The following is a 20,542-nucleotide window of genomic DNA, read 5'->3' as shown; positions in this document are numbered from 1 at the left end:
TCCAGTCTGGCCTATAAGAAGATGGGATTGCCGGCAGGAACCAATGACCGGTTTAAAAACCAGGAGGATGCCAAGCTGGCAGTTGATGCTTTTGATTCACTGTTAAAAGTGGTAAATGACGAGCTTTCAGCGGAAGAAAGGGAAAACCTTAATTCCTCTCTTTCCAATCTCCAGCTCAACTTTGTAAAGATATTTAAATAGAAAAATACCATATCCGGCCAGGCCGGGTAAAGACCGGCATATAGTTCTTTCTTTTACCTTAACCGGATATGGTAATAATTTTTACCTGATGGCTGCTGGAGGCGACAAGTTTATCGGTCTATAACGCAGTCCATAGCTTTGGCTACTGCTTCCGCAGGTGATGCAGCCGGTATTATTCTGGGAGCAGCTACACTGCCGCACGGTTCTATGTTCCAGGTATTCAGTCCGATCAAGGGTTTACTGAAGGTAAGGGCATAACCAATTTCTGATAAGGTTCCGTCTGCTCCGTCTATTGCAATTACTGCATCTCCGGAAAGTACTACCAGTGAATTCCTGGCATAACCCAGGCCGGTAGGAATAGGTATGTCCACCCACTGGTTAGCAGAGGCTTTATCGGTAGAGGGGAGTATGCCTATGGTTAACCCTCCTTTGTCCTTGGCCCCCCTGCAGGCAGCTTCCATTACACCGGTAAGGCCGCCACAGACCAGTATTGCTCCGCTGCTGGCAATGTTCTGGCCGACTTTAAAGGCAGCATTATAGACAGGGCTTCCCGGTTTTATTCTGCTGCCTCCGATTACTGATATTTTTATTAACTGTTTGGTTTTTTCCAGCATAGCCTTCCCCTCAACTTTAAATTTAAGAAATAATACCCAAATATTATTCAGATAATCATATTAACATAATTTTATAGCTATAAAAATTATAGACAGGCTGCAAACTACCACAGGGAGTAACCGTAACTTTGGGATAGCTTGCCTGTACAAAATTAGTTTTAATTATTATCCTTTATTAGCTAAAATAGTTACAAAACATTATAAAAAGGGGAAGACTATGTCAACCTTGATACTGTATGCTACCAGATACGGATGCACTGAAAAATGTGCAAATCAACTGTCGGATAAAATAAAGGGACAGGTGGATGTAAAGAACCTGGCCAGATCTAAGGATATAGCTCTGGAGCCATATAGCCAAATCATAATAGGCGGTTCCATTATGGCCGGTAAAATAAATAAGGAAGTGGCCGGCTATGTTAAGAAGAATTTGGATACTTTACTGAATAAGAAGGTTGGGCTTTTTCTTTGCTGCCTGGAGCATGGGAAACAGGCAGAAAAGCAAATGGAAGACGGGTTTGGGACCCAGCTGGTAGAAAGGGCAATAGCCAGAGGTTTTTTCGGGGGAGAAATAGAGCTTAAGAAGCTGAATTTTCTGTTCAGGGGAATGATGAAAAAGATGCTTAAAACCGATCAGGATGTTTCCAGGCTTTTACCTGAAAACATAGATAATTTTGCTGCTGTTTTAAATGATGGAATAAAAGATGAATAGATGATTACAGAAAAAAAGTGGATAAAATATGTCGCTCTCTCTTCGGGCACCCTGTTTTTAAGTATAGGGGTGGTAGGAATTTTTTTACCAATTTTACCCACTACCCCGTTTCTGCTGTTGTCTGCAGCCTGCTATGCAAAGGGATCCAGAAAATTCTACAACTGGCTGCTGAACCACAGAATCCTGGGTAAATATATTAAGGATTACAGAGAGAAAAGGGGTATTGAAGCCAGGGCCAAGCTAGTTGCTCTTATACTGTTGTGGGCAACCATTTTAAGCTCTGCAATTTTTGCTACCAGTATTATATGGGTTAGAATAATACTGGTATTAGTAGCCATTGGAGTAACCGTTCATCTGCTCAGATTAAAAACCCTGTAATAATGTATAGGCAAATTTTTTATGTAAGAGAAATTTTTAAATAAGAAGGAGAATACATGGAGATCAGTGATTTGGAAAAAAAAGTAACTACAGAGATGGAGCAATATTTTAATCAGCATCCTGAACACATCGAGCATACCAGGAAAGTTTTGGGATATGCCAGGCAAATAATGAAAAAAGAAGGGGGAGACAGGGAGGTAATTATTGCTTCAGCTCTTCTGCATGATATCGGCTTGCTGGAAAGCATGGAAAAATATAATTCTTATGCCGGCAAATATCAGCAGATAGAAGGTCCTCCTGTTGCCAGAAAGATTTTGGAGGAAGCAGGGGCAAGCCAGGATTTGATTTCAGAAGTATGTGATATAGTAGGCAGCCATCACACCCGGGGGGTTATAGACACTATTAATTTCCACATAATATGGGATGCTGATTGGCTGGTAAACTTTGCTGCCCACTATAGCCAAAAAAATAATGAAAAGAAAAATGAGCTTATTGAGGAATTATTTATTACTGAAACCGGCAATAAACTTGCCCGGCAAATATACTTAGGTGAGGATAGATAACAAAGTTATGGATGAGTTCATAAAGTATAAACATATAAGCATTAATGCAGAGCCGGTAGCCGAAAAGATATTACAGGACCAGCTAACCTCGCTTTATAATCGCCATTATTTCTACCAGATAATCAGCAAGAAAATAAACAGGGCTGCCCGGATTGGCTACAAGCTGGTACCGGCAGTGAAGGATATAAATAATTTCAAAACAGTGAATAACCGTTTAGGGCACAATCAGGGCGATCAGCTATTGGTAGAACTTGGACAGATTTAAACCAATGACCTAAGAAATGGGCTGGATACCGCTTTCAGGTGAGGCGGAGATGAATTTTTGTTATTGATGGCCGACAGCAGCATAAGCCCGGCCGGGGAGGCTATAGCAAGGATGGATGATAAAATAAAAGCTAAAAATGACCTGGTATCTTTAGCCTGGGGAATAACCATGGTTAAAAAACAGGATATCGACGAGTGCATAAGGATCGCTGATGAAAAAATGTATAAATACAAAAGAAAAATTAAAAGTTAGCATTGCCGGGCTGTGCATACTGCTAATTTCTTTGTTGCTGCCAGCTATTTCCTGCAGCCGGCAAATCCAGCAACAGGATAGCTTAAAAGTCCTTACTACTATATATCCCCTTTATGATATTACCAGAAATATTGCTGAAGACAGGCTGGAAGTGGTTTATATTATACAGCCTGGAGAGAGCCCCCACACCTTTGAATTGACCCCTGACCGGGTGAAACAGCTGCAGGGAGCAGAGATTGCATTTAAGGTGGGTCTGGGACTGGATGACTGGCTGGATGACACCATAGCAGGGCTGGGAATGGATACCGCTGTAGTAGAGGTGAACGACCGGATAGATTTGATCAGAGAAGATAATATAGCCAATCCTCATATATGGCTTTCTATTTCCAATTCCATGATAATAGTGGAAAATATTACTGATCAGCTTATCCAGTCTTTTCCCCAGTACAGGGAAGAATTTGAGGAAAATAAGCAAAAATATTTACAAGAGCTAAAAAGCCTGGAAACCCGGGGTGAAAATGATGCTGAGAAATTTAAAAAGAGAGAGTTTATTGCTTTTCATGATGCCTGGAGTTATCTGGCCCGGGACTTAAATATAGTTCAGGTGATGTCTGTGGAGCCTTTCCCGGGCAAAGAACCTGCCCCCGATTATGTTATAGAACTATATGAAACGGTCAGGCAATACGGAATTGATACCATTTTTATAGAGCCCCAGCTTTCTGCAGATATGGTTAATTACTTGGCCCAAGATCTGGAGTTACAAATACTGGTACTGGACCCGCTGGGGGGAGCCGGGGGAAGGGATTCCTACATCCAGCTTATGCATTATAATCTGGACCAGCTTAGCAAGGGTTTAGATTAATACCTCACCTTCTTTGTTGACAAATGTTACCAAGGTTGTATTATTAATTTGTATAAAAATATTAAGATAATAGTATATTTTTTACTTATATAATACATAAAAGTAAAATGAGAAAAACCTCCACAATTTTTATATCGATAATTATAACTTTATCCCTGGTGCTATTGCCCCAGCAGCTGTTAGCTGAAAACCTGGAGGAAAAGCTGGATCAGGTCCAACAGGAAAAGGAAAATACCAGCAAACAGATTGAACAGGAAAAAATAAAAGAGCAGCAGTATCTGGGACAGATAGAGTCTGTCGAACAGGAAATGGTAGCAGTACTGGAGCAACTGGAACAATTAAACCAGGAACTGAATGCTCTTGAGGCAGAGATAAATAAAACCAGTCTGGAACTGGAGATCAATCAAAAAGAACTAAAACAAACCGAACAGGATCTTCAACACAGGGTGGAGATACTTAATAGCAGGGTATCCAGCATATACAAACATAAAGACATCAACTTGATAGAAGTTGTCCTGAATTCTGAAAGTTTTATGGATTTTGTGTCCAAATTTAAGATGATGACCATGATTGCAGACCAGGATGCGAAGATTATCCAGGAGGTTAAGGTTAAAAGGCAAGCCATCATAAATATAAAGAACAATATATTAAAACTTAATCAGGTGCTGGAAAACCAGAAACAGGATTTAGAAAGTCTGATAGAAAGCCAGGAGAGCAAAAAAGAAGATATTGAAGGAATTTATGAGCAAAAAAAAGAACTCTTATCTGAAACTATAGCTAATAAAAATACTCTGCTGGCCATGGAAAAACAGCTGGCAGCCAAAGAAGCGGAAATAAAGAAGACTCTGGAAAGCTATCGCTATGGAAATGCACCCAGCGGCAGACTGGCCTGGCCTACCAATGGTATTCTGATTTCAGGATTTGGTTACCGGAGCAGTCCCATATTCGGGGCCACCAGGCTTCATTCGGGGGTAGATATAGCCTGTGATTCCGGTACCCCGGTAATTGCTGCGGATGGAGGACAGGTAATACAGGCAGCCCATGTGGGAGGTTATGGCTATTCAGTGCTTATCTATCACGGTGGAGGGGTGGCTACTTTCTATGCCCATCTTTCCGGTTTTGCGGTTTCCGCCGGTCAGGAGGTTAAAAGAGGTCAGACAATAGGTTATGTAGGTACCACTGGCTGGACCACCGGCCCCCATCTTCATTTTGAAGTAAGAGTTAACGGAGTCTGCCAGAATCCCTCAAATTACCTGTAATTTTTTTATAAAAGAGTTTGTTGTAAAATATATACAAAAATAGGAGGGGTAAAATTATGAAAAAATCTTTAGTAAAGTTTGCTTCTGTAAACTATGATCAGCTTGACGCTAAGGCTACACTTCCGGCCAAACTGACCAGGCTGCTCCAATCCCTGGATTTAAAAGATATGGTAGAAGATAAATCGGTTGCCCTGAAAATGCACCTGGGCACCAATCTTGGTTATACCACCATCCATCCATTATTTGTAAAAATTATAGTAGACCAGCTGAAAAAAGCAGGAGGCCAGGTGTTTATAACTGACCTGGAATCCTCGGTAACCTGTGCCAAAGACAGGGGATATGGAGAGGCGGTTCTGGGTGTTCCCCTTATATCCACTACCGGGCTTTTTGATAAATACTATTATAACCATCCGGTTGATTTTAAAACTCTGGACCAAGTACAGATAGCAGGACATATACAGGATGCAGATGTTTTAATAGATTTTTCCCATGTAAAGGGCCATGGGGTCTGCGCCTATGGCGGGGCCTGCAAAAATATTGCTATGGGATGCGTTACCAGAAAAACCAGAGGGGATATCCATGCATTGGAAGGCGGAATAAACTGGAATAAGGATCTGTGTGACCATTGTAATGCCTGTGTGGATTCATGCCGTTATAGTGCCAACAAATTTGATGATGATGGCAACTATGAGATATTTTACCATCACTGTACTTACTGCCAGCACTGCATAGATGTATGCCCCAATGAAGCCCTAACACTGGAGGGAAAAAAATATGAGGATTTCCAGGAAGGCATGGCCATAGCTACCCAGAAGGTGCTGGAAACATTTGAACCGGATAGTGTTTACTATATAAATTTTTTGCTTAATATAACTATTCTTTGTGACTGCTGGGGCCTTTCCACTCCTTCTCTGGTACCGGACATAGGCATACTGGCCTCTGATGACATGGTGGCTATCGAGCAGGCTTCCCTGGATTTAATAGATGACGATAAGCTTCTGCCCGGTTCTCTGCCTGAGGGAAGAAAGCTGACCCCGGGGGATCATCTGTTTGAAAAAATCCATGGCAAGGACCCCTTCCTACAGATACAAAAGCTAAAAGACCGGGGACTGGGAAATAACCATTATAATATGGAAGAAATAAAGTAGATGGGCCCAAAAAACATGGCAGCTTCTTTTTTATGGACAATATTGTGCCTTTATGGCGTTTTGATGCTGATTACACTTATATTCGGGGTGGGGGTAAAACCAGCTTACAGCAATGAAGCAGTTAGCCTGTTTGGAACACCATTTTTGCAAAAAGCTGCTGATTACAATGCTGTAAAGTGGCTGCCATATATTTTGAATAAAATAATTTGGGCAGGCTTTGTTTTTCTTTTTTTATGGATAGCCAGGGCAGGCAACTACCGGACCATAAAAGCTATTATATTTCTGGCCTTGTTTCTTGTAATAATGTATGCAGCTACTTTTCCCCTGAGCTGGTGGAGGGGCTTTCTAATTGAAAAAAGTTTTGGGTTATCTAACCAATCCTTTGGAGCCTGGTTGCTGGACTATGGCAAGTCGGTTATGGTATCCTTTCTTATCTCTTTTGCCGGTTACTGCGGGCTGTATTTTTTAATCGGCCATTTTCCCCGGAGCTGGTGGCTGCTGGCCTGGGTGACCCTGGTGCTGTTTTCCCTAATTGCGACCATATTATATCCTTTGATAATTGATCCGCTCTTTTATAATTTTAAGCCTCTTGAAGACCAGAAAATGGTAACCAGTATAAAACAGATGGGCGATAAGGCGGGTATAAATATAGATCAGGTTCTGGTAGCTGATGCCAGCCGGAAGACAGTAAAGGCCAATGCTTACTTTACCGGACTGGGCAGAACCCAAAGAATTGTCATTTATGACAACCTGCTTAACAGGTTTAGTTCCGGACAGGTACTGGCGGTTATAGCTCACGAAATGGGACACTGGAAGTCAAAGCACCTGGTTAAATGGTTTCTCGTTTCGGTACCGGTCTTCTTTTTATTTATGGCGATAGCCTATTGGGTTACCCGGAGTCTGGGCGGGCAGGTACTGACCAGGGTAATGATAGTTATTGTAGTATATATTTTGTTATCCACCGTTACTGCCCCGGTTCAGAATCTTATATCCCGTAACTTTGAAAGAAAGGCTGACTTGATAACGCTGGAGCTCACCAGTGATCCTCAGGCCGTGGCAGGGCTGTTTGTAAATTTGGCCCAGACTAATTACTCTAATGTAGAGCCCCATCCCTTAATCAGATACCTGTGGTACAGCCATCCTCCCATAATGGAGAGGATAAGAATGGTTGATAGCGCCTACTGATTATGCCGGTTTTGGTTTTTCTGGCCGTATCGTTTCTGATATCGGCTGTTTATGCTTTCAATATCTTCTATAATCTGGTCCTGGTTTTCTGCAGACAGGCATCCATATTGCTTGCACTGGCCGTATTGTTGGTCAATATTTTGCATAACCTGGTCAGCCAGCTGCTGGGGAGTATCTTCGGATGCCATAACCTGTCTGGCTTCTTCTATTCTCCTGTTTAGCATATTAAGGTGAAGTTTTGCCTTTTGAGCAGGGGGATAAATAAATAGCTGCACCTCTTCTACGGTTCTTTTAACCGGATAAAACGCCTGCCCGGGTATACTGTCCTGGGATGCATAAGCGGTGCCGGCAAAAGAGAAAGAGACAATCATAAACGCAGCAATAAAAGCAATTGCCGGCTTGAGCCATCTTGGCCCGGGTCTTTTTTGCGGAACCTGACTTAATATGTGCTGCAAAGTAGACTTCCTGAAATTTTCATCAGGCTGCAGTGACTTTAAGCCCTTAGTCTGCATCGCAGTTTTAAGGTAAGGTTCCAGAGTGTCCCGGCAGTAGCTGTATTTTTCAAGGCAGTATGACAGGCTGTAGCCTTTTTCCATAAGGCTCAGGCATTTGTCGGTTATATTTTGTATATGTTTTTTATTCATATTCCTGCATATATCTTTTTAAGCCATCCAGGGCCCTGAATACGATGCCCCTTAAGGTATTCTGCCTTTTACCGGTTATCCTGGATATCAGTTTATAGTCAAAATCTTCTATAAATTTTAAAATTACTACCTCTCTCTGCAGATCGGTGAGCCTGGACATGGCTTTAAACAGTTTTTCATTTTTTATTCCCAGTTCAATAGAAAGATAAGGGCTGTTATCAATTAAACCACTGTTTTCACTGGATACTTGCTCTTTATCCGGAGGGGACTGCACGGCTGACCTGCCCTGTTTACGGTAATAATCGATGAGCAGATTTCTGGCTACCCGATAAAGCCACCCAAAAAATTGCCGGCTGTTAAATTTTTTACGGCCCAGGTTATTGTAAGCCCTTAAGGCCAGCTCACTACAGAGATCTTCTGCTTCCTGCTTACTTCCGGTACGGTAATAACAGTACCGGAAGAGTTGAGGCATAAACCGGTTGTAAATCTTTTCAAACCAGATCCGGTCATTGCTTTTTCTATACTGTCTAAGGTATAAGTCTAAATTGTCCAATGATTGTGTTTGTTTTGTTTTTACCAGATATTATACCTTATTTATTTATATCTTTTCACAGCTATTATTCTTTAGCGTCCTAAAATATTTCTTAAAGTAACAGGCTATGGTGCTGCCGTTAAGCATCAGGTGAAAAACAACCATAGCTATGAGCAATATGGAGCTCCAGTCATGGAACAATTTCAAGGAACTTTTTGAGGTGAGATCCAGTATACTGGCGCCAACCTCAAACCCGGCCCGGGTACCGGGACCGGAAGGGGTGGCCAGCAGCAGGACTCCGGTTATGGCGCTGATAAGTGCAAAAAATAGTAAAAAAATATCGGTAATTATTTTTAACTTAATTTTCAACCTCATTATTTTCTGCCCCTTCTGCTCTGGCCTGACTGGTTAGATCTTAACTGGTTGCACTCCTGTTGCGGCTGCTGGGACTGTCCGTCTTGGGCTAATCTCTCCTGGTTTCTAAGCTGCTGGTACTGCCCTTCACAATCCTGAGCGTCCTGGTTGTACTGGTATCTGCATTCATGGCGTTCCTGCTGGCATAAAGCCTGGCCCTGGGTGGAGATACAGTCGGTAAAAGCGGTCTGGTTTTGTTCCTGATTCTCATTATTGTAGGCATATATAAAGCCCGCAGAACTTAGAAGGACTACCGCTGCTATTGCCACTGCTGTTACTGTTTTCTTAATCATCTTATATTCCTTTCGTCTCTGTTTATTATATATAAACGTATGAGGGACTGATTTTGTTAGGATAAGTTTATTTTTTTAAAATTTGATTGCTTTCGACTTTTGATTTTATGGTTATAATGTAATTAATATGTCAACTCTTATAAAGGGTTTTGATTGATGAAAAAATTAATTACAGGTTTATGGACCATACTTTTTTTAGTGCTGGTGGGCTGCAGCCCTCAGGTAGTTGAGCCGGTGACCCCGGAGCCGGAGGAAGAGCCACCAGCAGTTCAGGAAACCGGGCCAGAATATAGAATAATATATCTGGAGATTGGCATCGATGCCCAGTCCACCCATTTTGAGCACAGGGTGGCCAATATTTATAGTATAGGCACTGAAGGCTCGGACCGGGAACTGATATTTTCGGATATAGATTACCCCTGGAATCTGGGCAGGGTATACAGCGTATCCCCTGATGGTAGATGGCTGGTTTGTTCTTTTTTTGAAGGAGGGAGGGGCGCTTATAGAAGCCTATCGTTAATAGATACTAAAACCGGCGATCTGGAGCAGATAGTTGAATTTGATTATACCCGGGAGGGTATTGAAGGTGAACAGAAACAGGTTTATGGACAACCGGTATGGTCACCGGATGGATCAATGCTGGCTTATGAGGTGATAAATATTCCTCCAGAACCCCGGGCCGAGAGCTATAATACAGATTGGATACAGGTATATAACCTGAATTCAAAAGAGGTCAAACAGGTTATACCCAGGATAGGAGGAATGTGCGCTACCAAATTAACTTTCATGCAGCCGGTACTCTTTCTGCCTGATGGCCAACTGGCAGTAGTTTACCATGGCTTTTATAGTTCAGCCCAGGACGAGACTGACATTTACTCCATAAATGAAGAGGTTTACCTGATGGATTTAGAATCTGCAGATATTACCCAGATCATGGATGTAGACTACTTTGATCAGGTAGAGAAGGTACAGAGCTTTTCCAATTTCAGGTTATGGGAAAACAGCATAGTATTTGAAATATTGGGAGATTTTGAAGAGGATGGAGATATATACCGCTATATACTTCAGGAGCAGAGCATAGAGCAGGTGACCTCCGATTCCCAGCTAAGGGAGCAGCAGCCTGATGTTGCGGAGGGTAAATTATGCTATGTAGGGGTTCCCCGGTATGGTACCTTAGCTTACAGTATGCCTTCAGGGGATATATATGTCTTGGAGGGGCAGCAACATAAAAAGATTACTGAATTTGACCTGGGGGCGGCAAAACCCATATTCTCTCCCCACGGAGAACAGGTAGCTTATTTAAAATATAATTATGATAGCAATTATGAATTTGTTGAAAATACAGATATACAGATACATAATTTACAGAGCAGACAAACCGCATCTTTAGTCAGCTCAGAGCAGATCATAGATCTTGTGGGCTGGCTTGTAGAAGATTAGGAGAAAAGTGAAGCTGATTTTAGAAAAACGCATGAAAAATACCGATGGGGTATATTCATTTATATTCAGTCCCCAGGGCAGCCTGACCTGGCAGGCAGGGCAGTATATGCAGTTTATCCTGCCCCATGAAAATCCGGACAGCAGGGGGATAAAAAGATTTTTTTCCATTGCTTCTGCTCCCCATGAGCAGGTGGTGATGGTGACTACCAGAATACTTGAAGAAGAGGGAAGCTCCTTTAAGCGGAAACTGATGCAGTTAAAGCCTCAGGACAGTATCCAGTCTGCCGGTCCCAGGGGAAATTTCAGGTTAACCGAATATAGGAGAAAAGCTGTAATGATAGCCGGGGGAATAGGGATCACCCCTTTTAGGTCTATTCTACTTGACCTGGATTACAGGGAAAAGATGGGGAATATACAATTATTTTATGCTACTCAAGATAAGCCTCCGGTTTTCAAAGATGAACTTGATGGACTGGAGGGTAGAAGAAAAAGTTTTAAAATGAACATAATCCCAGACAGGATAGATTCAGATAACTTGAAGCAGGGGCTAAAAGATTTCAGTGAAAAGCAGTATTTTGTATCCGGCCCTATGGGTATGGTAAAAGGTATTGAACAGCAGTTAAGGGATCAGGGTATAGGGAACCGGAATATAAAGAAAGACTACTTTCCTGGATACGATTGATATGGAAAAATTTTTACGAAAGCTTAACCGGATCCTGGGTTACCTTCTCATGCCCTTATTTATAGTACTTATGATTACCGGCTACCGGCAGGTAGGCTATTTTACTTTCTTTACCCGGGGCATTGCTAATTTGCTGCACCAGGTATATATAAATATCAGTTTTCTGGTGATGGTAACCATGCATGCCGGCCTAAGCATAAGGTTTGCCTTGGCCAGGAACAGAATCAAGGGCAGGAGCGTGGACTTGTTGCTGCTTCTATGCGGACTGATTTTTATAATTGGTTTTACTTATTTTGCCCTATCATGAACAAGAAATTATTTTACATTTCAATTACATTGGTCATAATAGCCCTGGTGGCCTTCCTGTCCTATTTTATTGTCAGCAACCAGAGGCAGAAAAACCAGCAGGAGCCGGCTGGTTTTAATCCCCAGGATATAGATATCAGCCAGATTGAAACTGATGTTCAATTTGCCCAGGCCATACCTGATTACAAGTTGCTGTTTAATGGTTTACTAAAGGATGAAAAAGAACTAACTTTTAGCCAGGTTATTGAAAACTACGGACACCTGACAGAAACCAGAACCATACACGGGGTCCGCTCGGATGGCGAAGAAGTGGATATTGAATATACCGGAATAGACCTTAAGCATATTATGGCTGATCTGGACTTACTGGATCAGGCACAGGATGTAACTGTATATGCTACCGATCTTTATGCTGCCAATTTTAGTGCAGATGACCTGTATAAGGGCATCTATCTGGTGTGGAAAAGGGAAGGGGAATATATGGTGCCTTCCCAGGATGGGGTTTTAAAAATTGTGCAGGATAACGGCCCCACCTATAACTGGGTAAAAAATCCGGTCCTGTTTAATTTTATTTCAGAGTTAAGGCAGCTGGCGGATATAAAAGAGGGTCCGGATGAAGAAATGATGGAATTTGTTTCCCAGCAGAGTATGTTTGTCCTGGCTATAGGCCCTATACCCGAGGTTGATAAGCAGGACTGGATCCTGGAGATAGAGGGGATGGTGGCAAATAGCGTGACTCTGGATTACCAGCAGCTTATAAATATGCCCCAGGAATCGGTATATGCTACGCTGGAAACTATTTCCAATCCCCAGGGCGGTTCCCTGATTGGCAATGCAATATGGACCGGGGTACCTTTTAGCCATATTATGGATATGGCTGGCTACAGTGATCAGGCGGTGGAAGTAGTTTTTTACTGCCTGGACGGATATTCAACCAGTATAACCATAGAAGAAGCCCGGCAGCCGGGGGTAATGCTTGCTTATCATATGAATGGCCGTCAGCTCAGTGCAGAGCATGGCTTTCCGGTCAGGATGGTGGTGCCTGCCAAGTATGGAATGAAGTGGCCAAAATGGATTAACCGTATAGAATTTGTAGATTATGACTATAAAGGATATTGGGAAAGCAGGGGCTGGTCTGATTATGCAGGAAGAGACCAACCCCAGCAGAGATTTGAATAGGAGAAATAATGATTTACAGCTATATTCTGCCTCTGGGCATAACCGCGTATCTTTCAATACTGGTTGCCCTCATCGGCCTGGCTGGCTTCAGGATCAAGAGGAAAAAGGTGTATTACAAGATTCACCGGATTGCAGGTATAGCGGGGATAAGCCTGGCCACCATACATGCTATCCTGGCTCTAATCTTTTATTTTGGCTAATCCAGGCTTATGGTAGCTGTTGATCTTTTTGAATGCTTGGTATCAAAATCATAGCTGCTGCCGGTGGACAGTATCAGTTTGTAGCTGTTACCCGGCTGCAATTCTTGGTCGTATTGGTCCTGGGAGTCCAGGGGTATAACCAGCTCAAAACTTTCGCTGGTAGCTGCATATTCTACAATATCATTGGTTCCGCCCAGTTGCTCATCCTGCTGGTGGCTGAAGTTACCGGTACCATAATCATCCCTTACCATAGCCTGCCTGTCCTGAAAGGCCATCATTATTATGTTAGCATCCTTCATGGCAAAGCTGGGATTAAAACCCACCGCTACCCAGCCTGGTTCCTGGTATCTTATTGCCAGGTACACATTGCTGTCATCATTGGACCAGTATACAGTAAGCCCGGTGGCACTGTCATTTAAAGAATACCGGTATTCATTTTCGGATATGTCTCCATCGATATTTATGTCCTGGATGGAGTACTGGTCTATATCGGTGGATTGTAACTGTGGGGATTGTTGGGCACACCCGGATAGCATTAGTGCAAGCATTGCCCAAAATAAAAATATAGGGATGGTTCTTTTCATTTTTTCTCCTATTATATTTTAGTTCTAAATTATCATAATTTTAGGTTAGTTGAAATCAACATAATATTAGAAATATAATTATTACTGTTGACAGTAGTTCAAGGGACTGCTATATTAATATGTATTATTATTTAAGATTTATTCTTAATTGAGGAGGAATAATGGAAGAGAGAATGCCCTTGATAGGCGAAGTATTCCCCGAAATGGAAGTATCAACTACCCATGGTAAAATTAAGCTGCCCCTTGATTATGCAGGCAAATGGTTTATTCTTTTCAGCCATCCTGCGGATTTTACCCCTGTATGCACTACAGAGTTTGTGGCTTTCCAAAAGAGGTATGATCAATTCAAGAAAATGAACTGTGAACTTATCGGTCTAAGTATTGACCAGGTTTTTTCCCATATAAAGTGGATACAGTGGATTAAGGAAAATCTGGATGTGGAAATCAAGTTTCCGGTAATTGCTGATGATACCGGAACTATATCCAAAAAATTGGGTTTCATACATCCAGGAAAGGGTACCAATACGGTTAGAGCGGTATTAATTGTTGATCCTAATGCCAAAATAAGGGCTATGCTCTATTATCCTCAGGAATTGGGAAGAAATATGGATGAAATATTAAGAATGATAGAGGCTTTCCAGGTAGGAGAGAAAAATGGAGCAGCCATGCCTGCCAACTGGCCCCATAATGAGCTGATAGAGGATGAGGTTATTGTTCCTCCTCCTACCGACGAAAGGGCTATTGGCGACCGAATGAAGAAATATGACTGCTTTGACTGGTGGTTCTGTCATAAAAAAATATAGGAGGTAGGATATGACCAAAAAAATGCAAATATACAAATGCGAAGTATGCGGCAATATAGTGGAGGTTCTCCATGAGGGTGACGGAGAGCTGGTTTGCTGCGAAGAGCCGATGAAACTGTTTAAGGAAAATACGGTTGATGCTGCCAAAGAAAAACATGTCCCGGTAATAGAAAGAAACGGGGATATGGTAAAAGTCAAAGTAGGCAGTGTAGCCCATCCCATGGAGGAGAAACACTATATTGAATGGATTGAACTGATGGATGGCGATAAGACTTACCGGAAGTTTCTAAAGCCGGGAGATGCACCAGAGGCTGAATTCTGTGTAAACAGTAAGGACCTCTATGCCAGAGAATATTGTAACCTTCATGGATTGTGGAAAGGATAGATAAATGATTAGTAAAAAAATGGAAACAGCTATAAATGAGCAAATTAATGCAGAGATGTATTCTTCATATCTTTATCTGGCTATGAGCTCTTATTTTGAGTCTGTGGACCTTTCCGGTTTTGCAAACTGGATGAGGGTTCAGGCCCAGGAAGAGTTATTTCACGCCATGAAGTTCTTTGATTTTGTAAACGAAAGAGGCGGCAGAGTAACTTTAACGGATATCCAGGCACCTGCTAAAGAATGGAAATCCCCACTGGAAGTTATGGAAAATGTTTATACTCATGAGCAGAAGGTTACCAGTCTCATAAATAACCTGGTAGACCTGGCGGCAGATGAGAAAGACCATGCTTCCAGCAACTTTTTGCAATGGTATGTAGCGGAACAGGTTGAAGAAGAGTCTACTGCTGATGGTATTGTTAAAAAGCTCAAGCTGGTAAGTGATACTGGAAATGGTTTATTTATGATAGACCAGGAACTGGGCAAAAGGGTGTATACCCCGCCTGCTTCTGCTGAAGAATAATGGTTTTTAAAAAGATATAAAAAGTTATATATTATAATCGCACCCGAAATGGTGCGATTATAATTTTAATATATTACAGGAGGCGAATATGGCTGAGAAAATAAAGCCGAATATATTTTATGTTGGGGCCAAGGATCCGGACCGAAGGCTGTTCGATGAGCTGATCCCTTTGCCCTATGGCACTACCTATAATGCATATTTAATTAAGGGGAGCGATAAAACTGCACTAATTGATACCGTAGATCCGGCTAAAAGGGATGTGCTTTTTAAACATCTGGACCAGCTGGGCGTAGACCGGATAGACTATGTAATATCCAATCATGCCGAGCAGGACCATTCGGGTTCCATTCCTCATGTCTTAGAAAAATATCCGGAAGCAAAAGTGGTAACCAATGAAAAATGTAAGGGGATGCTGATGGATCTGCTGCATATAGAAGAAGAAAAATTCTTGGTGGTAGAAGATGGCTCCTCGCTTTCCCTGGGAGACAAAACCCTGGAATTTATGATAGCCCCCTGGGTTCATTGGCCGGAAACTATGTTTACTTATCTTAAACAGGATAAGATATTGTTTACATGCGACTATCTGGGTTCACATTATTCCTTTGATGACCTTTATGTGACCGACCAGCAGTTAATCTACGAAAATGCCAAGAGGTATTATGCAGAGATAATGATGCCTTTTGCCAATCTGGCCAAAAAGCATCTGGATAAAGTTCAGCAATTGGAGCTGGATATTATAGCTCCCAGCCATGGCCAGATTTATAACCACTACGATTTTATACTTGAAGCTTACCGGGACTGGACCTCGGATAAGGTAAAGAACGAGGTAGTACTGGCCTATGTTTCCATGCATGGAAGCACCAAAGAAATGGTGGACCATTTTAAAGGTGAGCTGGAGAACAGGGGAATAACGGTAAAGACTTTCAATCTAACCGGCGCCGATATTGGAGAATTGGCCATGGCAACAGTGGATGCAGCAACCATTGCTTTAGCTACTCCTACCGTACTGGCCGGGCCCCATCCGGCAGCGGTATATGCTGCTTACCTGATTAAAGCCTTAAGGCCCAAAACCAGATACCTGGCTCTGTTTGGATCCTATGGATGGGGAGGTAAAACCAAGGAAATAATTGCTGATCTGGTTTCCACGCTGAAGGCAGAAATACTGGAACCGGTAATAATAAAAGGCTTGCCCCGGGAAGAGGATTTTAATCTGCTGGATAATCTGGCTGCAGAGATCAAGACCAAGCATGACCAGCTGGATTAAGCCGGTTATGGTGGATAAACAGAAGCTGGATAAGCTTTATGACCGATATAACCATAGAAAATATGTAAGTCCGGATCCTCTGCAGTTTTTATACAATTATCCCCGTGCCGAAGACAGGGAGATTGTGGGTTTTATTGCTTCTTCCCTGGCTTACGGTCGGGTAGCCCAGATTATAAAAAGTGTTTCGGCTGTACTGGACCGGCTGGGGCCTTCCCCCCATGATTTTTTGCTTGATTTAAGCGACAGTAATATAAAAGGTATGTTTTCCGGTTTCAAGCACCGGTTTACCACAGAGGATGAAGTAGAGTTTATGCTGGCCTGTCTCCGGAATGCCTTAAAAAAATATGGTTCGCTTAATAACTGTTTTTTGGAAGGCTACAGCGTCCGCCAGGAGAATGTGCTGCAGCCGCTGTTGAAATTTATCAGCAGGGTTACCTGCAGGCCGGGGAGCTTTTGTAACAGCCTGTTTCCTTCAGCTAGCGGCAGTAGCGCCTTAAAGAGACTAAATCTTTATCTGAGATGGATGGTAAGAGAAGATGATGTAGATCCTGGCGGCTGGCAGGGGATAGAAGCTTCCAAGCTTATAGTGCCGTTGGATGTTCATATGCATAGGATATCCAAACAGCTGGGACTTACCTGCAGAAAACAGGCTGACATGAAAACCGCAATGGAGATAACCCTTGCTTTTAAAAATATCTGTCCCCGGGACCCGATAAAATACGATTTTGCCTTAACCAGGCTGGGGATTAAGAAAGATGGATATATTTTTTGATTTTATACTTTTTGATTTGCATGTATAATAGAAAAAATTGTATTAAATATCAGGATGGGAGCCTCTATGAGAAAATTGTGGAAAAAACCATTAAGGTATGCGGTTATTTTTCTGTCTGTAGTTTTGGTAGTGGGTATGCTTACCCCGGTTACTCTTAATGCCGGGACTTCCGAACAGGTACAGGCATTTGTGTCCAGGTTTTATGTAAATTGCCTGGGAAGGCAGCCGGACCGGGCAGGCCTTAATGAATGGGTAAACCGATTAATGACTGGAACAAAAACCGGAGAAGATGTAGCCAAGGGCTTTGTGCTTAGCCAGGAATTTATTTCCCAGAACCATAGTGACTCTGAATTTGTAACTATTTTATACCGGGCTTTCTTTAACCGGCAGCCTGATTCCTATGGCATGAATGCCTGGCTGGGCCGGATGAAAACTGGTCAAACCAGGGCTCAGGTACTGGACGGTTTTTTGCGTTCTGATGAATTTGCACAGCTATGTTCATCCTATGGTATAAATCCTTTTGCCGGATCGACCTCCGCACCAGCGTTAACCAGTTCTCTGGGTACCGGTACCGGTTTTACGGGAGGAAATAAGGTAAACTTTATAATCTGGGGAGATGACAGTGCTTCAGATAGGCCTGGCGGAAGGGTTAGCGGAAGAACTGATATAAATATATTTGTTCATCTTAACCTGGATACAAAGAAAGCAGTGGTAGTTACTATCCCCAGGGATACCTGGACAGCCATACCCGGATACAGCAACCAGAAGATAAATGCTGCCCATGCTATTGGCGGCAATGATCTGGCGGTAAGAACTTTTGAGCGGTTTACCGGCATTCCTATTGATTTTTATATGGTAACCGACTTTGATGGTTTCAAACCTCTGATAGATTATTTTGGCGGGGTTGCTACTACTGTTGAAGAAAATATTGCTGACAGTTTTTCAGGCTGCTATCTTACCCCGGGTACCCATACTATAAATGGAACCCAGGCCCTGGCTTTGGCAAGGGCAAGGCATGGAAGGTCCCTGTATGGCGGTGGGGCCTATGCCAGGGAAAAACAGTCTGCTATGCTGTTAACAGATTTGCTGATGCAGAAGCGATCCATGGTTAATGCCAGCAACCTGGCCAGCTTTTTAAATACCATGAGACAGTATGTGTGGACCAATATTTCTGTGAACCAGGCAGCCAAAATACTTCCTACCTTATTAAGCATAAGAAGGGAAAATATTAATATAACTACCTTTAACTCCTGGCCCCAATATTTTGGTAAAGCCAGCGCTGTAGGTTACAATGAGGCAGAGAAGAATCAGTTCTTCCAGTGGGTTGCAAATCAATAAATTTTTTGTATAGTTACTGGTTATGGAACCAAAACAGGATAATATTTTAAAGGGTAAAATAACCAGCTTACTGTTAAGCTTTTCGGCACCTGCTATCATAGGAATGGTAGTGGGTGCCTTATATAATATAGTTGATACTATTTTTGTGGGAAGAAGTTCTGGTGCTCTGGCTATTGCTGCCCTTTCCATTGTATTTCCCATACAGTTAATTATGATGTCGGTGGGTACCATGATTGGAGTAGGGGGAGCCAGTGTAATATCCAGGTCGCTGGGTAATAAAAATCCACAAAGAGCTGCCCGCACCCTTGGCAGCGGCGTGATCCTCAATTTGTTATTTTCCGGAACCCTGGTTGTGCTCAGTTATATTTTTATGGATCAGCTTCTAATATTTTTTGGGGCTTCAGATCAGGTTATGGTGTATGCCCGGCAATACATGGGCATTATATTAATTGGCCTGTTTTTCTTTTCTTTCTCCATTACTGGAAATAATTTTATCAGGGCTGAAGGCAGCCCCAGGGCCTCTATGTATTTAATGATTATAGGGGCAACCGCCAATATTGTACTGGATTTTTTATTTATATTTGTTTTTGGTATGGGCATAAGGGGAGCTGCTATCGCTACAGTTATAAGTCAGGGGTTAAGCTGTGCCTATATCCTGGCTTATTATTTAAGAGGGAAAAATTTTGTGAAAATAGATATCAGCTGCTTCCGGTTTAGACCAGGACTGATGAAAGAAATCATGGGTGTGGGCCTTCCTTCTTTTATAAGGTCCTCCATGTCCAGCGTAATAATACTTATTTTTAACCGTGCACTTGGCTATTATGGAAATGATCTGTATATTGCTGTTATGGGTATCGGATTCAGGATGTTAAGCTTGATTCAAATGCCGATAATCGGTATAAATCAGGGTTTTTCCACTATAGCCAGCTTTAATTATGGAGCCCAGCTGCATGCCAGAGTAAAGATGGTCTTAGCCATTTCCACTATCTGGGTTACTGCTATTGGAGCGGCAGGCGCCATAGGGGTTTTGGTTTTTACACGGCAGCTGCTGGGATTATTCAGCAACAGCCCTCTGTTGATAAACATGGGCATTAATCCCCTAAGGATAACCATGACTTTTTTACCATTTTTGGGCCTGCAGATTATAGGGGGAGGCCTTTTCCAGGCCATAGGGAAACCTGCTCCTGCTTTGATTATTACCATGCTGAAGCAGTTTCTTTTCCTTATACCGGCTATATTGGGGCTGCCGCTTATACTGGGTTTAAAAGGAGTTTGGCTGTCCATACCGGTAGCAGAATTTTTAGCCATAATAGTTACTTTGGTTTGGGTATTTAAAGAAGTTGGCACTTTTAACCGAAAGATAAATTATCAGAGAATAAAGACACAAGAGGGGTAGCAATGAAAATCAAAAGAAGATCAGAATTCAAGCCGGAGATAATGAATGATAATAAGATGAGGGGGGTCAGGTTTTATCCATTGATAACTGCAAAGGACGGCGCTCCCAATTTTGCCATGAGGGTGTTTGAGGTAGAACCCAATGGATACAGTCCCCGGCATACTCATCAGTGGGAGCATGAAATTTATGTGATTGACGGAAGCGGATATGTTATTCAGGAAAATGGAGTGACCCCTATAAATAAGGATGACTGTATACTGGTTGAGCCTTCGGAACTGCACCAGATTAAAGCAGGTGAAGAAGGCATAACCTTTATATGTGTCGTGCCTCACGAAGGTCAGCCTTCCTAGCCCA

At 42.4% G+C, this 20,542-nt stretch carries 29 protein-coding genes; 23 read left to right on the top strand and 6 right to left on the bottom strand.

Features of this window, described 5'->3' with window-relative positions; genetic code table 11:
- Positions 1 to 201: DUF1844 domain-containing protein (locus K9H14_06555; GenBank protein MCG9479857.1), on the top strand; the 201-nt coding region annotated here is incomplete at its 5' end.
- A gap of 110 nt (positions 202 to 311) precedes the next feature.
- On the opposite strand, the gene K9H14_06550 is transcribed toward K9H14_06555, so the two are convergent.
- Positions 312 to 815: a TIGR00725 family protein gene (locus K9H14_06550; protein MCG9479856.1), complete on the bottom strand. Its 504-nt coding sequence runs from the start codon at positions 813 to 815 to the stop codon at positions 312 to 314.
- A gap of 217 nt (positions 816 to 1,032) precedes the next feature.
- Here K9H14_06550 and K9H14_06545 point away from each other — a divergent pair, with 217 nt between their 5' ends.
- The 9 genes from K9H14_06545 (at position 1,033) to K9H14_06505 (ending at position 7,436) form a co-directional block, all read left to right on the top strand.
- On the top strand, positions 1,033 to 1,524 hold the full coding sequence (locus K9H14_06545; protein ID MCG9479855.1) for a flavodoxin domain-containing protein: 492 nt from the start codon (positions 1,033 to 1,035) through the stop codon (positions 1,522 to 1,524).
- A 21-nt stretch (positions 1,525 to 1,545) separates the two neighbouring features.
- Positions 1,546 to 1,902, top strand: a complete 357-nt coding sequence (locus K9H14_06540; protein ID MCG9479854.1) for a YbaN family protein — start codon at positions 1,546 to 1,548, stop codon at positions 1,900 to 1,902.
- Between the two features lie 56 nt (positions 1,903 to 1,958).
- Positions 1,959 to 2,465, top strand: a complete 507-nt coding sequence (locus K9H14_06535; GenBank protein ID MCG9479853.1) for an HD domain-containing protein — start codon at positions 1,959 to 1,961, stop codon at positions 2,463 to 2,465.
- Complete coding sequence (locus K9H14_06530; GenBank protein MCG9479852.1) at positions 2,452 to 2,730, top strand: diguanylate cyclase; 279 nt, start codon at positions 2,452 to 2,454, stop codon at positions 2,728 to 2,730. The genes K9H14_06535 and K9H14_06530 overlap by 14 nt, the downstream gene beginning before the upstream one ends.
- A 66-nt stretch (positions 2,731 to 2,796) precedes the next feature.
- Positions 2,797 to 2,982 (top strand): hypothetical protein, encoded by a 186-nt coding sequence (locus K9H14_06525; GenBank protein MCG9479851.1) that lies wholly within the window; start codon positions 2,797 to 2,799, stop codon positions 2,980 to 2,982.
- Positions 2,942 to 3,844: a metal ABC transporter substrate-binding protein gene (locus tag K9H14_06520; GenBank protein ID MCG9479850.1), complete on the top strand. Its 903-nt coding sequence runs from the start codon at positions 2,942 to 2,944 to the stop codon at positions 3,842 to 3,844. Before K9H14_06525 ends, K9H14_06520 begins: the two co-directional genes overlap by 41 nt.
- A 107-nt stretch (positions 3,845 to 3,951) precedes the next feature.
- Entirely contained in the window at positions 3,952 to 5,103 is a 1,152-nt protein-coding gene (locus tag K9H14_06515; GenBank protein MCG9479849.1) for a peptidoglycan DD-metalloendopeptidase family protein, read from the top strand.
- A gap of 56 nt (positions 5,104 to 5,159) precedes the next feature.
- Positions 5,160 to 6,251: a DUF362 domain-containing protein gene (locus K9H14_06510; GenBank protein MCG9479848.1), complete on the top strand. Its 1,092-nt coding sequence runs from the start codon at positions 5,160 to 5,162 to the stop codon at positions 6,249 to 6,251.
- Positions 6,252 to 7,436, top strand: a complete 1,185-nt coding sequence (locus K9H14_06505) for a M48 family metallopeptidase (protein ID MCG9479847.1) — start codon at positions 6,252 to 6,254, stop codon at positions 7,434 to 7,436. It abuts the gene before it with no gap.
- On the opposite strand, the gene K9H14_06500 is transcribed toward K9H14_06505, so the two are convergent.
- The 4 genes from K9H14_06500 to K9H14_06485 are packed head-to-tail and all read right to left on the bottom strand — an operon-like array spanning position 7,430 to position 9,319.
- Positions 7,430 to 8,080: a DUF5667 domain-containing protein gene (locus K9H14_06500; protein MCG9479846.1), complete on the bottom strand. Its 651-nt coding sequence runs from the start codon at positions 8,078 to 8,080 to the stop codon at positions 7,430 to 7,432. The two genes, K9H14_06505 and K9H14_06500, sit on opposite strands and share 7 nt — an antisense overlap.
- Entirely contained in the window at positions 8,073 to 8,633 is a 561-nt protein-coding gene (locus K9H14_06495; GenBank protein ID MCG9479845.1) for a sigma-70 family RNA polymerase sigma factor, read from the bottom strand. The genes K9H14_06500 and K9H14_06495 overlap by 8 nt, the downstream gene beginning before the upstream one ends.
- 45 nt (positions 8,634 to 8,678) lie before the next feature.
- Positions 8,679 to 8,987 (bottom strand): DUF4405 domain-containing protein, encoded by a 309-nt coding sequence (locus K9H14_06490; GenBank protein ID MCG9479844.1) that lies wholly within the window; start codon positions 8,985 to 8,987, stop codon positions 8,679 to 8,681.
- A complete protein-coding gene (locus K9H14_06485) occupies positions 8,987 to 9,319 on the bottom strand; it encodes a hypothetical protein (protein MCG9479843.1) in 333 nt (110 codons plus the stop codon). The genes K9H14_06490 and K9H14_06485 overlap by 1 nt, the downstream gene beginning before the upstream one ends.
- 156 nt (positions 9,320 to 9,475) lie before the next feature.
- Here K9H14_06485 and K9H14_06480 point away from each other — a divergent pair, with 156 nt between their 5' ends.
- The 5 genes from K9H14_06480 to K9H14_06460 are packed head-to-tail and all read left to right on the top strand — an operon-like array spanning position 9,476 to position 13,126.
- Positions 9,476 to 10,759, top strand: a complete 1,284-nt coding sequence (locus tag K9H14_06480) for a hypothetical protein (protein ID MCG9479842.1) — start codon at positions 9,476 to 9,478, stop codon at positions 10,757 to 10,759.
- A gap of 7 nt (positions 10,760 to 10,766) precedes the next feature.
- Positions 10,767 to 11,441 carry an FAD-dependent oxidoreductase gene (locus K9H14_06475; protein ID MCG9479841.1) on the top strand — a complete coding sequence of 225 codons (675 nt, stop codon included), beginning with the start codon at positions 10,767 to 10,769 and terminating at the stop codon, positions 11,439 to 11,441.
- A 1-nt stretch (position 11,442) separates the two neighbouring features.
- The gene (locus K9H14_06470) at positions 11,443 to 11,748 is read left to right on the top strand and encodes a hypothetical protein (GenBank protein ID MCG9479840.1); all 306 of its coding nucleotides are present in this window, start codon (positions 11,443 to 11,445) and stop codon (positions 11,746 to 11,748) included.
- Entirely contained in the window at positions 11,745 to 12,926 is a 1,182-nt protein-coding gene (locus tag K9H14_06465) for a molybdopterin-dependent oxidoreductase (protein MCG9479839.1), read from the top strand. The genes K9H14_06470 and K9H14_06465 overlap by 4 nt, the downstream gene beginning before the upstream one ends.
- 8 nt (positions 12,927 to 12,934) lie before the next feature.
- Positions 12,935 to 13,126 carry a hypothetical protein gene (locus K9H14_06460; protein ID MCG9479838.1) on the top strand — a complete coding sequence of 64 codons (192 nt, stop codon included), beginning with the start codon at positions 12,935 to 12,937 and terminating at the stop codon, positions 13,124 to 13,126.
- On the opposite strand, the gene K9H14_06455 is transcribed toward K9H14_06460, so the two are convergent.
- Positions 13,123 to 13,710, bottom strand: a complete 588-nt coding sequence (locus tag K9H14_06455; GenBank protein ID MCG9479837.1) for a hypothetical protein — start codon at positions 13,708 to 13,710, stop codon at positions 13,123 to 13,125. The genes K9H14_06460 and K9H14_06455 overlap by 4 nt on opposite strands.
- Positions 13,711 to 13,871: 161 nt before the next feature.
- Here K9H14_06455 and K9H14_06450 point away from each other — a divergent pair, with 161 nt between their 5' ends.
- From K9H14_06450 to K9H14_06415, 8 genes are all read left to right on the top strand, one after another.
- The gene (locus tag K9H14_06450) at positions 13,872 to 14,513 is read left to right on the top strand and encodes a peroxiredoxin (GenBank protein MCG9479836.1); all 642 of its coding nucleotides are present in this window, start codon (positions 13,872 to 13,874) and stop codon (positions 14,511 to 14,513) included.
- A 10-nt stretch (positions 14,514 to 14,523) separates the two neighbouring features.
- Positions 14,524 to 14,898: a desulfoferrodoxin gene (locus tag K9H14_06445; GenBank protein MCG9479835.1), complete on the top strand. Its 375-nt coding sequence runs from the start codon at positions 14,524 to 14,526 to the stop codon at positions 14,896 to 14,898.
- A gap of 4 nt (positions 14,899 to 14,902) precedes the next feature.
- Positions 14,903 to 15,418 (top strand): ferritin, encoded by a 516-nt coding sequence (locus K9H14_06440; protein ID MCG9479834.1) that lies wholly within the window; start codon positions 14,903 to 14,905, stop codon positions 15,416 to 15,418.
- Positions 15,419 to 15,506: 88 nt separating this feature from the next.
- On the top strand, positions 15,507 to 16,682 hold the full coding sequence (locus tag K9H14_06435; protein ID MCG9479833.1) for an FprA family A-type flavoprotein: 1,176 nt from the start codon (positions 15,507 to 15,509) through the stop codon (positions 16,680 to 16,682).
- Entirely contained in the window at positions 16,666 to 17,454 is a 789-nt protein-coding gene (locus K9H14_06430; protein ID MCG9479832.1) for a TIGR02757 family protein, read from the top strand. The genes K9H14_06435 and K9H14_06430 overlap by 17 nt, the downstream gene beginning before the upstream one ends.
- A gap of 66 nt (positions 17,455 to 17,520) precedes the next feature.
- Complete coding sequence (locus K9H14_06425) at positions 17,521 to 18,792, top strand: LCP family protein (GenBank protein MCG9479831.1); 1,272 nt, start codon at positions 17,521 to 17,523, stop codon at positions 18,790 to 18,792.
- 22 nt (positions 18,793 to 18,814) lie between these two features.
- Positions 18,815 to 20,188: an MATE family efflux transporter gene (locus K9H14_06420; GenBank protein MCG9479830.1), complete on the top strand. Its 1,374-nt coding sequence runs from the start codon at positions 18,815 to 18,817 to the stop codon at positions 20,186 to 20,188.
- A gap of 2 nt (positions 20,189 to 20,190) precedes the next feature.
- On the top strand, positions 20,191 to 20,538 hold the full coding sequence (locus tag K9H14_06415; protein ID MCG9479829.1) for a cupin domain-containing protein: 348 nt from the start codon (positions 20,191 to 20,193) through the stop codon (positions 20,536 to 20,538).
- The last annotated feature ends 4 nt before the right edge of the window (positions 20,539 to 20,542 follow it).

The sequence above is a fragment of the Actinomycetes bacterium genome (genome assembly GCA_022396035.1).
Taxonomy (GTDB): domain Bacteria; phylum Actinomycetota; class Humimicrobiia; order Humimicrobiales; family Humimicrobiaceae; genus Halolacustris.
The sequence above is the reverse complement of the archived record's forward strand: the minus strand, read 5'-3'. Positions and strand labels throughout refer to the sequence as shown.